The sequence below is a fragment of the Pseudomonas sp. LBUM1645 genome, assembly GCF_059716185.1.
Genome location: NZ_CP166811.1, coordinates 5,050,498 through 5,062,718, shown reverse-complemented (window position 1 = coordinate 5,062,718; position 12,221 = coordinate 5,050,498). Strand labels below are relative to the sequence as shown.

Genomic DNA, 12,221 nt, shown 5'->3' with positions numbered 1-12,221 from the left:
GCGGGGCAGATCAGCCATCGAGGCGGGGGTGGCGATTGTAGTCTCCTCGGGGAATTGCTCCTAGAGGGGATGTCGGTGTTGGGCAGATTGGGGGCAGGGTTGAAGGTGTTGCTGACTGTCAGGCCGCCATCGCGAGCAAGCTCGCTCCCACAGGGTTTAGCGCAATCCTTGTGGGAGCGAGCTTGCTCGCGATGGCCGCGACTCGGTCTCGGATCAACCTTCGACGGCTGGAATATGCCCAAACATTTCCTGAACAAACTCAACCCGCTCTTGAACCGTCTCAACAACCCCACGAGCCTTCAACTCTTCCAGCCGTGCTTCAACCGCATGCGTGCGCAACGTCAGCCCGCAATCATTGGCAATCTGAATGTTCAACCCAGGCCGGGCATTGAGCTCAAGAATCAGCGGCCCTTTCTCCTGGTCCAGCACCATGTCGACACCGATGTAACCCAGCCCGCACAGCTCATAGCAGCCCGCGGCAAGTTTCATGAAACCGTCCCAGTAGGGCAGTTGCACGCCATCCACTGCGTTGGTGGTGTCCGGGTGTTTGGTGATGATGTTGTTCAGCCAGGTGCCGCGCAGGGTCAGGCCGGTAGCGAGGTCGACACCGACACCGATGGCGCCCTGGTGCAGGTTGGCTTTGCCGCCGGACTGGCGGGTTGGCAGCCGCAGCATGGCCATCACCGGATAGCCCATCAGCACGATGATCCGAATGTCCGGCACGCCTTCATAGCTGATGCTCTTGAAGATCTGGTCCGGGGTCACGCGGTACTCGATCAGCGCCCGATCCCGGTGACCGCCCAGGGAATAAAGGCCGGTGAGGATGCTGGAGATATGGTGCTCGAGTTCCTCATGGTCGACGATCTTGCCGGACACTGTGCGATAGCGCCCCTCGAACCGGTCGGCAACCACAATGATGCCGTCACCGCCCGCGCCCTGGGCCGGTTTGATCACGAAGTCGTTGCGCCCGCCGATGATGTCGTCGAGGTTGTCGATTTCTTTCTCGGTGGAAATCACGCCATACAGTTCCGGCACATGAATGCCGGCGGCGATGGCGCGTTCCTTGGTGATGATCTTGTCATCGACAATCGGGTACAGACTGCGCTTGTTGTACTTGAGCACGTAGTCTGCGTTACGCCGATTGATCCCCATGATGCCCCGGGCTTCCAGGGCCTTCCAGGTCTTCCAGAAGCCGAACATCAGGCGTCAGCCTTCTTCAGGAAGGCCTTGAAGCGCACCAGTTCGGTCAGGCGGTAGCCGCGATAACGACCCATCGCCAGCATGAAGCCCACCAGGATCAACAGGATCGCCGGGAAGGTGAACACGAAGTAAACCAGCTCCGGAACGCTCATGATCAGGTGCGCCAGCGACGCGGCGAACAGCGTACCGATCGCCACTTTCATGGCATGGCCGGAACCGCGTTCTTCCCAGGTAATCGACAGGCGTTCGATGGTCATGGTCAGAATCACCATGGGGAACAGCGCCACCGACAGCCCGCGTTCCAGGCCAAGTTTATGGCTGAGCAGGCTGATCGCCGCGATCAGCACCACCACGAAAGTCAGCACCACCGACAGCCTCGGCAGCATTTGCAGCTTCAAGTGTTCAAGGTAGGAACGCAGCGACAGCCCCAACGCCGTGATGATGGTAAACAGCACAATACCGAAGCCGAGCTGGGTTTCCCGGAACGCCAGGGCGATCAGCACCGGAGTAAAGGTGCCGAGGGTCTGAATGCCGATCAGGTTGCGCAGGATCAGGATCACCAGCACGCCGATCGGGATCATCACCATGATCATGAAGGTCTGCTGGGTTTGCAGCGGCAGGCCGTACAGCGAGTATTCGAGGAAGTTGGCGTCGGTGTTTTCGTCGGTCAGCTTGGCCAGGCGAATCGCGTTCATTTCGCTGTTGTTCAGGCTGAAAGTCACGTTGGCTTTCTTGCCGCCATCGACGGTGATCAGGTTTTCGTCGCCGGTCCACCACAGCAGGCGGTCGGTCGGCAGACCCTGTTCACCGGTTTCCGGGTTGAAGTACAGCCAGTCGGTGCCGTTGAAACTGCGCAGCCACAGTTCCGGTGTTTGCGGCTGGTCGGCCACCAGACGAATGGTGTGGACCTTTTCCACAGGCACGTGCGCGATGGACAGCACCAATTCGACGATTTTCGCCTTGTGCCCGGGGGACGGATCGCCGCCCAGCAACAGCTTCACATTGTCGTCGTTGAGATTGTTGACACGCTTGATGGCTTCGCCGATGAAGGTTTCAACGTCGGCCGAGTGTTGGCGGATCGGTGCGAGCAGGGCTTCGGCGGCGATTTTTTCCGCGCCTTCGACGGCGATGCTGTCGCGGAAGGTTGGCCCTTTGACCTTGGATTTTTCACCGGTGTAGCGCTTGGTCAGCACCAGGCGGTAATAAAGCGTTTGATTGCCTTTGGCCCGACGTGCCGACCAGGTGACTTTGCGGTTGCCGTCGGCACGGTTCACGGCCACGCCGTAGTTATTGGAAATGAAACTCTCGTTGAGGCTGACGTAATCGCGGCTCAGCGGCGGTACGAACATCTGGATCTTGACCGGGTCCTTGGTACTGGCGACGAACTCGACTTTGGCGTCGATGTTCCACAAGTCGTCGGTGGCGTCTTCGGTCACGGGGATGCCGAGCACGAAGATCTGATAGGCCGTGACTGAAATACCCAGCACCACCAGGATGGCGATCAGGAATTTCAGGTGAAGGGTAAGAGAGCGCATTGGAATTACTCTGCGGTATGAGCGTCGGTGGCGCAGGCGGGTTTGCCAGCAGCGTATTTAAGACTGGGGTCGACCAGCGCATCGAAGCGTTTCAACGCTTCGGAGCCGATCAGGAGCGGATATTGGAAGGCGCTGCGGTCGGTCAAGTTCACTTCGATACTGCGTAAAGCCGAACCCATGCAGATATTCAGCTCGATCACCGGACGGGCGGTGTACTTCTTACCTTCTTCCGGGTCGTAGTCGCCGGCCCTGCGCTTGATCTTGCTGACGCGGGCCAGTGGCCGTTCGATCGGGTGCGAGTGCGCAGCGTCGATCGCTAGATAGAAGCGCACCCAGGATTCGCCATTGCGTTTGAAACGTTTGATGTCACGGGCACTCAGGGACGCGGTTTTCGCTCCGGTGTCGAGTTTGGCGGCGACTTCCAGGTCGATGCCGTCCAGGGAGGCGTACTCGTTGAGGCCGTAAACAGTCTTTTCCCCCGCCGCGGCGAAACCGGGCAGGCAAAGAAGATAAAGGAAGGTGGGGAAGGGCTTGAGTCTCATAAATCCTGGTGCGCAGCGGTCCGTACTTCGATTCAAGGCCCTGGCATCGCTGCGCAAGCTCCCTCGTATGCCTATCAACTGTTTATGACAAGCAGTGCAGATGTCACAAACAAATGCGGCCGGCATTCTAGCACGGTGGTTTTATGGCGCCAGCGCCGGGAGGCGGCTATAAACAGAGGGACTGCGTCGTTCTGGTGCAGTCGGTTATTAGACGATTGTCGACAATACCTATTTATCCTTTGACTAAAAGGTCTGTATTCGCTAGTTTTTGCGGCATCAGCTTTCAAGGTGTCGACAATATGCTGGATCAACTCGATCCCCCGGTCATTGCCCAAGACGATTCAGAGACACTTTCCGAGAACGTCTTCCGGCGCATTCAGGCGGCCATCGTCAAGGGCGAGATCGCCCCGGGCAGCAAGATCTCCGAGCCGGAACTGGCGCGCACCTATGGCATCAGCCGCGGGCCGTTGCGCGAGGCGATCCACCGTCTGGAAGGCCAGCGCCTGCTGGTTCGCGTACCGCACGTCGGGGCGCGGGTGGTTTCGTTGAGCCATGCCGAGCTGCTGGAACTCTACGAAATCCGCGAATCCCTCGAAGGCATGGCCTGCCGTCTGGCGGCCGAACGCATGACTCTTGAAGAAATCGACGAACTGCGCCGGGTCCTCGAAACCCATGAGCGCGATGCGGCGTTTCAGGCCGGTGTCGGCTACTACCAGCAGGAAGGCGATTTCGACTTCCATTACCGAATCATCCAGGGCAGCGGCAACCGCACCCTGACGCAGATGCTCTGCGGCGAGCTCTATCAACTGGTGCGCATGTACCGCATCCAGTTTTCCACCACGCCCAATCGTCCGCGTCAGGCCTTTGCCGAGCACCACCGAATTCTCGACGCCATCGCCGACCGTGACGGTGAGCTAGCCGAGTTGTTGATGCGCCGCCACATCGGCGCCTCCAAACGCAATATCGCCCGTCACTACCAGGACGGCGCTAACCAGACAGCCACTGAACGAGGTGAGTCATGAGTTCCAACAAGAGCACTCCAGGCCAGCGTTTCCGCGATGCGGTCGCCAGCGAACATCCGCTGCAAGTCGTTGGCGCGATCAACGCCAACCACGCGCTGCTGGCCAAGCGCGCCGGTTTCAAGGCTATTTATCTGTCGGGTGGCGGGGTGGCTGCTGGCTCCCTCGGCGTGCCGGACCTGGGCATCACCGGCCTGGACGACGTGCTGACTGACGTGCGTCGCATCACTGACGTTTGCGACCTGCCGCTGCTGGTGGACGTGGACACCGGTTTCGGTTCCTCGGCGTTCAACGTGGCGCGTACCGTCAAGTCGATGATCAAGTTCGGCGCGGCGGCGATTCACATCGAAGACCAGGTTGGCGCCAAGCGCTGCGGTCACCGCCCTAATAAAGAGATCGTGTCCCTGCAGGAAATGGTCGATCGGATCAAGGCTGCTGTTGATGCGCGCACCGATGACAGCTTCGTGATCATGGCCCGCACCGACGCCCTCGCGGTGGAAGGTCTGGAATCTGCGCTGGATCGTGCCGCCGCGTGCATCGAGGCCGGCGCCGACATGATTTTCCCGGAAGCCATCACCGAACTGGACATGTACAAGCTGTTCGCCAGCCGCGTGAAAGCACCGATCCTGGCCAACATCACCGAATTCGGCGCGACCCCGCTGTACACCACCGAGCAACTCGCCGCTGCCGATGTGTCGCTGGTGCTGTACCCGCTCTCGGCGTTCCGCGCGATGAACAAAGCCGCGGAAAACGTCTACACCGCGATCCGCCGCGATGGCACGCAACAGAACGTTATCGACACCATGCAGACCCGCATGGAGCTTTACGATCGCATCGACTACCACACCTTCGAGCAGAAGCTCGATGCGTTATTTGCCGCGAAGAAGTAAAGATCAAAAGATCGCAGCCTCGTTTCACTCGACAGCTCCTACAGGGTTGTTGTCGAGCGCGGTCAATGTAGGAGCTGCCGAAGGCTGCGATCTTTTCGGCAACACCCAAAAGACCTGATGAATCACAACTTGCCGATTCCCTAACAAATTCAAGATTGGAGACAGCAATGGCCGAAGCAAAAGTACTCAGTGGCGCCGGGCTCCGTGGCCAGGTTGCCGGGCAAACCGCACTGTCCACCGTGGGCCAGTCGGGCGCAGGCCTGACCTATCGTGGCTACGACGTTCGCGAACTGGCGGCTGACGCACAATTCGAAGAAGTGGCCTACCTGCTGCTTTACGGCGAACTGCCGACCAAAACTCAACTCGCCGCTTACATCAGCAAACTGGGCAAGTTGCGCGACCTGCCGCAAGCGCTGAAAGAAGTGCTGGAGCGCATCCCCGCCGACGCCCACCCGATGGACGTGATGCGCACCGGTTGCTCGTTCCTGGGCAACATCGAGCCGGAGAAAGACTTCTCCGAACAACACGACGTGACTGACCGTCTGCTGGCCGCGTTCCCGGCGATCATGTGCTACTGGTATCGCTTCAGCCACGACGGCAAACGCATCAGCTGCGTGAGCGACGAACAATCCATCGGCGGCCACTTCCTGCACCTGCTGCACGACAAGAAGCCGAGCGAGTTGCACGTCAAAGTGATGAACGTTTCGCTGATCCTCTACGCGGAACACGAGTTCAACGCCTCGACCTTCACCGCACGGGTTTGCGCCTCGACCCTGTCGGACATGTATTCCTGCGTAACGGCGGCCATCGGCTCGCTGCGCGGTCCGCTGCATGGCGGCGCCAACGAAGCGGCGATGGAAATGATCGAGCGTTTTTCGTCGCCGGAAGAGGCGATCAAAGGCACCCTCGGCATGCTTGAGCGCAAGGACAAGATCATGGGCTTCGGCCACGCGATCTATAAGGACAACGATCCGCGCAACGAGGTGATCAAGGGCTGGTCGAAAAAACTCGCTGACGAAGTGGGCGACACCGTGTTGTTCCCGGTTTCAGAAGCCATCGACAAGACCATGTGGGAGCAGAAAAAACTGTTCCCGAACGCCGACTTCTACCACGCGTCGACGTACCACTTCATGGGCATTCCGACCAAGTTGTTCACACCGATTTTCGTCTGCTCGCGCCTGACCGGCTGGGCGGCGCACGTGTTCGAACAACGTGCCAACAACCGCATCATCCGCCCGAGCGCCGAGTACGTCGGCGTCGAACAGCGCAAGTTCGTGCCAATCGAACAACGCTGACCGGGGAGGGCCGGCTGAACCGGGAACCAGTAGGAGCCGAGCTTGCTCGCGATGACGGACTGACATTCAACATCGATGTCGACTGATATATCGCTATCGCGAGCAAGCTCGGCTCCTACAGGGGACCGGTCTCAATTCAAATGCCAGGCCCCACCTTTTGAAACTACCGTGACCGAGTCCTGACGATGAACACTGAATTCCGTAAACCGCTGCCCGGCAGCCATCTGGATTACTTCGACGTCCGTGCGGCTGTCGAAGCCATCCAGCCCGGCGCCTACGACACTCTGCCGTACACCTCCCGCGTGCTGGCGGAAAACCTGGTGCGTCGCTGCGACCCGGCCACGCTCACCGAATCCCTGAAGCAATTTATCGAGCGCAAACGCGACCTCGACTTCCCATGGTTCCCGGCCCGTGTGGTGTGCCACGACATTCTCGGCCAGACCGCGCTGGTCGACCTCGCCGGCCTGCGTGACGCCATCGCTTTGCAAGGTGGCGACCCGGCTCAAGTGAACCCGGTAGTGCCGACGCAATTGATCGTCGATCACTCCCTGGCCGTTGAGCGCGGTGGTTTCGATCCGGAGGCGTTCGAGAAGAACCGCGCCATCGAAGACCGTCGCAACGAAGACCGTTTCCACTTCATCAACTGGACCAAAAAAGCGTTCAAGAACGTTGATGTGATTCCACCGGGCAACGGGATCATGCACCAGATCAACCTGGAGAAAATGTCTCCGGTGATCCAGGTGCGCGACGGCGTGGCGTTCCCCGACACTTGCGTCGGTACCGACAGCCACACCCCGCACGTCGATGCACTGGGCGTGATCGCCATTGGTGTCGGCGGTCTGGAAGCTGAAAGCGTAATGCTCGGCCGCGCGTCCTGGATGCGCCTGCCGGAAAGCGTCGGCGTCGAACTGACCGGCAAGCTGCAACCGGGCATCACCGCCACCGACATGGTGCTGGCGCTGACCGAGTTCCTGCGTCAGCAAAAAGTCGTTGGCGCTTGGCTGGAGTTCTTCGGCGAAGGCGCCTCCGCGTTGACTCTTGGCGACCGTGCGACCATCTCCAACATGGCCCCGGAATACGGCGCCACGGCAGCGATGTTCTACATCGACCAACAGACCATCGACTACCTGAAACTCACCGGCCGTGAAGACGAGCAGGTGCAACTGGTCGAGAACTATGCGAAGACCACAGGTCTGTGGGCTGACAGCTTGAAGAATGCGCAATACGAGCGTGGGTTGAGCTTCAACCTGTCTTCGGTGGTGCGCAACATGGCCGGCCCGAGCAACCCGCACGCTCGCGTTGCGACCTCGGACCTCGCCGCCCAAGGCATTTCCGGCCAGTGGACCGAAGTGCCCGGCCAAATGCCGGACGGCGCGGTGATCATCGCCGCCATCACCAGTTGCACCAACACCAGCAACCCGCGCAACGTCATTGCCGCCGGCCTGCTGGCGCGCAATGCCAACAAGCTCGGGTTGACTCGCAAGCCGTGGGTCAAATCGTCCCTGGCGCCGGGTTCGAAAACCGTGGCGCTGTACCTCGACGAGGCCGGCCTCACCAGCGAACTGGAGCAACTCGGTTTCGGCATCGTCGCCTTCGCCTGCACCACCTGCAATGGCATGTCCGGCGCGCTGGACCCGGTGATTCAGCAAGAGATCATCGACCGCGACCTGTACGCCACTGCCGTGTTGTCCGGTAACCGCAATTTCGACGGCCGGATCCATCCCTACGCCAAGAACGCGTTCCTCGCTTCGCCGCCGTTGGTGGTCGCTTACGCCATCGCCGGGACCATCCGCTTCGACATCGAAAAAGATGTGTTGGGTGTGGTCGACGGTAAGGAAATCCGCCTGAAAGACATCTGGCCAAGCGACGAAGAAATCGACGCAGTGGTCAAGGCGTCGGTTAAGCCGGAGCAGTTCCGTCAGGTCTACATTCCGATGTTCGCCATCCACGAAGACACCGGCCCGAAAGTGACGCCGCTGTACGACTGGCGCGAGATGAGCACCTACATCCGCCGTCCGCCGTACTGGGAAGGCGCGTTGGCCGGTGCACGTCCGCTCAAGGGCATGCGCCCACTGGCGGTGCTGCCGGACAACATCACCACCGATCACCTGTCGCCGTCCAACGCGATCATGCTCGACAGCGCCGCCGGCGAATACCTGGCGAAAATGGGCCTGCCGGAAGAGGACTTCAACTCTTACGCAACGCACCGCGGTGATCACTTGACCGCGCAACGCGCCACCTTCGCCAACCCGAAACTGTTCAATGAAATGGTTCAGGAAAACGGCAAGGTCAAACAGGGTTCGCTGGCTCGCGTCGAGCCGGAAGGCAAAGTGATGCGCATGTGGGAAGCCATCGAAACCTACATGGAACGCAAGCAGCCGCTGATCATCATCGCCGGCGCCGACTACGGTCAGGGTTCGTCCCGCGACTGGGCGGCCAAGGGCGTGCGTCTGGCGGGTGTGGAAGCGATTGCGGCCGAAGGCTTCGAGCGCATTCACCGCACCAACCTGGTGGGCATGGGCGTGTTGCCGCTGGAATTCAAACCGGGCACCGACCGCAAGACATTGGGCATCGACGGCAGCGAAACCTACGACGTGATCGGCGAGCGCACCCCGCGTGCCGAGCTGACGCTGGTGATCAACCGCAAGAACGGCGAACGCGTCGAAGTGCCGGTGACCTGCCGCCTCGACACCGCCGAAGAAGTGTCGATCTATGAGGCTGGCGGCGTGCTGCAACGCTTCGCTCAGGACTTCCTCGAAGAATCGGCGGTTGCCGTCTAAAACACGATGTGCGGGCAGGGGATTTCAAGTCCCTTGCCCGCTTTGAAGGAGCACCAATGGCTCACGCACCTCAGATCAAAATCCCCGCCACCTACATGCGTGGCGGCACCAGCAAAGGCGTGTTCTTCAGCCTGAAAGACCTGCCTGAAGCGGCACAGATTCCAGGGACTGCTCGCGATGCCTTGTTGCTGCGCGTGATCGGCAGCCCCGACCCGTATGACAAGCAAATCGACGGCATGGGCGGCGCGACTTCCAGCACCAGCAAAACCGTGATCCTGTCGAAAAGCATCAAGGCCGATCACGACGTCGATTACCTGTTCGGTCAGGTGTCCATCGACAAGCCTTTCGTCGACTGGAGCGGCAACTGCGGCAACCTGTCGGCAGCGGTCGGTTCGTTCGCCATCAGCAATGGTTTGGTGGACGCCAGTCGCATCCCACAGAACGGCATTGCCGTGGTTCGTGTGTGGCAGGCCAACATCGGCAAGACCATCATCGCCCACGTGCCGATCACCAACGGTGAAGTGCAGGAAACTGGCGATTTCGAACTCGACGGCGTGACCTTTCCGGCCGCTGAAGTGCAGGTCGAATTCATGGACCCGGCGGCGGAAGAAGAGGGCGGCGGTGGTTCGATGTTTCCTACCGGCAATCTGGTGGATGACCTCGAAGTGCCCGGCGTCGGGACCTTCAAGGCAACCATGATCAATGCCGGTATTCCAACCATCTTCGTCAATGCCGAAGACATCGGTTACACCGGTACCGAGCTGCAAGGCGCGATCAACAGCGATCCGAAAGCGCTGCTGATGTTTGAAACCATTCGGGCTTACGGCGCATTGCGCATGGGCCTGATCAAGGATCTGGACGAAGCGGCCAAGCGTCAGCACACGCCTAAGGTTGCTTTTGTGGCCAAGCCTGCGGACTACGTTGCTTCGAGTGGCAAAGCGATTGCGGCGGGTGATGTCGATCTGCTGGTGCGCGCGCTGTCCATGGGCAAGTTGCACCACGCGATGATGGGCACGGCGGCCGTGGCGATTGGTACGGCGGCGGCGATTTCCGGCACGCTGGTGAACCTTGCAGCGGGTGGTGTTGAGCGCAATGCTGTGCGCTTTGGGCATCCGTCCGGCACGTTGCGCGTGGGTGCTGAGGCGAGCCAGGTCAACGGTGAATGGACCGTGAACAAAGCCATCATGAGCCGCAGTGCGCGGGTGTTGATGGAAGGTTACGTCCGTGTGCCGGGTGATTCCTTCTAACTGACACCTATTCCCTGTAGGAGCCAAGCTTGCTCGCGATGACGGAATGACATTCAACATTGATGTCGACTGATACACCGCTATCGCGAGCAAGCTCGGCTCCTACAGAGGTTCGCATTTCAATAATAAGAATGAGTTTGCCCTGAACCGAGGTCCCATCAACGAACCACTTCAAGAGTGAATCGAACATGAGCACCAACGTCGACCAGAACAACCGCCCCGACTACGACACGGTCCTGCAGGACATTGCCGACTACGTCCTCAACTTCAAGATCCAATCCGTCGAAGCCCTCGACACCGCCCGCAACTGCCTGATGGACACGTTGGGCTGTGGCCTGCTGGCCCTGCGCTTTCCCGAATGCACCAAACACCTCGGCCCCATGGTGGAAGGCACCGTCGTCCCGTTCGGCGCCCGCGTCCCTGGCACCAGTTATCGCCTCGACCCGGTCAAGGCGGCGTGGGATATCGGTTGCATCGTCCGCTGGCTCGACTACAACGACACTTGGCTCGCGGCCGAGTGGGGCCATCCGTCCGATAATCTCGGCGGCATTCTCGCGGTGGCCGATCACTTGTCGCAAAAACGCCTCGCCAATGGCGAAGCACCGCTGACCGTTCGCGTGGTACTCGAAGCCATGATCATGGCCCACGAGATTCAAGGCGTGATCGCGCTGGAAAACTCCTTCAATCGCGTAGGTCTTGATCACGTCATCCTGGTGAAAGTCGCCTCGACCGCTGTGACCGCCAAGCTGATGGGCGCCAACCGTGAGCAGTTGTTGTCCGCGTTGTCCCATGCGTTCGCCGACGGTCAGGCGCTGCGCACTTATCGTCATGCGCCGAATGCCGGGTCACGTAAATCCTGGGCGGCAGGCGATGCGTCCAGCCGTGGCGTGCGTCTGGCGGACATCGCGATGCGCGGCGAAATGGGCATCCCCGGCGTACTGACCGCCAAACAATGGGGCTTCTACGACGTGCTGTTCAGCCACACCAACAACGACCTGGCGCTCAAGCCCGAAGACAAACGCGCGTTCAGCTTCTCCCGGCCGTACGGCAGCTACGTGATGGAAAACGTGCTGTTCAAAATCAGCTTCCCCGCCGAATTCCACGCGCAAACGGCCTGCGAAGCGGCGGTGACTCTGCACCCGCAAGTCCGAAATCGCCTGCACGAAATCGACAAAATCGTCATCACCACCCACGAATCGGCGATCCGCATCATCTCCAAGGTCGGCCCGCTGGCCAACGCTGCGGACCGCGATCATTGCATTCAGTACATGACCGCCGTGCCGCTGGCGTTCGGCAATCTGGTGGCCGAGCAGTACGAGGACGACTTCCACGCGGCGCATCCGATCATCGATGTGCTGCGCGAAAAAATGGTCATCGTCGAAGACCCACGCTACACCCGCGAATACCTGGAGGCCGACAAACGCTCCATCGCCAATGCGATACAGGTGTTCTTCAAGGACGGCTCCAGCACCGAAAACGTGTTGGTGGAATACCCGATCGGCCATCGCCGTCGTCGCACCGACGGCATTCCGCTGCTGGAAGACAAGTTCAAGGCCAATCTGGCGACGCGCTTCAACGCCCAGCGCAGCGCCGAGATTTTTGCGCTGTGCAAGGATCAGGCTGCGCTTGAGGCAACACCGGTGAACCGCTTTGTCGACCTCTTCGTCATTTGATCGGATAAACACCAATCCCCCCGTAGGAGCTGCCGAAGGC

9 protein-coding genes are annotated in these 12,221 nt (G+C 60.1%); 6 read left to right on the top strand and 3 right to left on the bottom strand.

Annotated elements, in window-relative coordinates:
• Positions 1 to 213: 213 nt before the first annotated feature.
• From ACA079_RS22810 to rloA, 3 genes are read right to left on the bottom strand one after another with little or no spacing between them, the layout of a single operon-like run.
• Entirely contained in the window at positions 214 to 1,200 is a 987-nt protein-coding gene (locus ACA079_RS22810; RefSeq protein WP_497701030.1) for an alpha-L-glutamate ligase-like protein, read from the bottom strand.
• Positions 1,200 to 2,735 carry an osmotic stress tolerance membrane protein RloB gene (rloB, locus tag ACA079_RS22805; RefSeq protein ID WP_497701029.1) on the bottom strand — a complete coding sequence of 512 codons (1,536 nt, stop codon included), beginning with the start codon at positions 2,733 to 2,735 and terminating at the stop codon, positions 1,200 to 1,202. Before rloB ends, ACA079_RS22810 begins: the two co-directional genes overlap by 1 nt.
• Before the next feature lie 5 nt (positions 2,736 to 2,740).
• Positions 2,741 to 3,277, bottom strand: coding sequence for a retropepsin-like aspartic peptidase RloA (gene rloA, locus ACA079_RS22800; protein WP_008146333.1), 537 nt, complete (start codon positions 3,275 to 3,277; stop codon positions 2,741 to 2,743).
• Between the two features lie 302 nt (positions 3,278 to 3,579).
• Here rloA and ACA079_RS22795 point away from each other — a divergent pair, with 302 nt between their 5' ends.
• From ACA079_RS22795 to prpD, 6 genes are all read left to right on the top strand, one after another.
• Positions 3,580 to 4,299 carry a GntR family transcriptional regulator gene (locus ACA079_RS22795; protein ID WP_177327884.1) on the top strand — a complete coding sequence of 240 codons (720 nt, stop codon included), beginning with the start codon at positions 3,580 to 3,582 and terminating at the stop codon, positions 4,297 to 4,299.
• Positions 4,296 to 5,186, top strand: coding sequence for a methylisocitrate lyase (prpB, locus tag ACA079_RS22790; protein ID WP_008146328.1), 891 nt, complete (start codon positions 4,296 to 4,298; stop codon positions 5,184 to 5,186). Before ACA079_RS22795 ends, prpB begins: the two co-directional genes overlap by 4 nt.
• A gap of 167 nt (positions 5,187 to 5,353) precedes the next feature.
• Positions 5,354 to 6,481: a bifunctional 2-methylcitrate synthase/citrate synthase gene (gene prpC / locus ACA079_RS22785; protein WP_056744199.1), complete on the top strand. Its 1,128-nt coding sequence runs from the start codon at positions 5,354 to 5,356 to the stop codon at positions 6,479 to 6,481.
• A gap of 185 nt (positions 6,482 to 6,666) precedes the next feature.
• Positions 6,667 to 9,261: a Fe/S-dependent 2-methylisocitrate dehydratase AcnD gene (gene acnD / locus ACA079_RS22780; RefSeq protein ID WP_497701028.1), complete on the top strand. Its 2,595-nt coding sequence runs from the start codon at positions 6,667 to 6,669 to the stop codon at positions 9,259 to 9,261.
• Between the two features lie 56 nt (positions 9,262 to 9,317).
• Positions 9,318 to 10,508 (top strand): 2-methylaconitate cis-trans isomerase PrpF, encoded by a 1,191-nt coding sequence (gene prpF, locus ACA079_RS22775; protein WP_497701027.1) that lies wholly within the window; start codon positions 9,318 to 9,320, stop codon positions 10,506 to 10,508.
• 188 nt (positions 10,509 to 10,696) lie between these two features.
• Entirely contained in the window at positions 10,697 to 12,181 is a 1,485-nt protein-coding gene (gene prpD / locus ACA079_RS22770; protein WP_497701026.1) for a 2-methylcitrate dehydratase, read from the top strand.
• Positions 12,182 to 12,221: the final 40 nt, after the last annotated feature.

Bases quoted from the DNA above. Each gene is read 5' to 3' on its own strand.
- ACA079_RS22810 (WP_497701030.1), bottom strand. From the start codon at position 1,200: ATGTTCGGCTTCTGGAAGACCTGGAAGGCCCTGGAAGCCCGGGGCATC.
- rloB (WP_497701029.1), bottom strand. From the start codon at position 2,735: ATGCGCTCTCTTACCCTTCACCTGAAATTCCTGATCGCCATCCTGGTG.
- rloA (WP_008146333.1), bottom strand. From the start codon at position 3,277: ATGAGACTCAAGCCCTTCCCCACCTTCCTTTATCTTCTTTGCCTGCCC.
- prpB (WP_008146328.1), top strand. From the start codon at position 4,296: ATGAGTTCCAACAAGAGCACTCCAGGCCAGCGTTTCCGCGATGCGGTC.
- prpC (WP_056744199.1), top strand. From the start codon at position 5,354: ATGGCCGAAGCAAAAGTACTCAGTGGCGCCGGGCTCCGTGGCCAGGTT.
- acnD (WP_497701028.1), top strand. From the start codon at position 6,667: ATGAACACTGAATTCCGTAAACCGCTGCCCGGCAGCCATCTGGATTAC.
- prpF (WP_497701027.1), top strand. From the start codon at position 9,318: ATGGCTCACGCACCTCAGATCAAAATCCCCGCCACCTACATGCGTGGC.
- prpD (WP_497701026.1), top strand. From the start codon at position 10,697: ATGAGCACCAACGTCGACCAGAACAACCGCCCCGACTACGACACGGTC.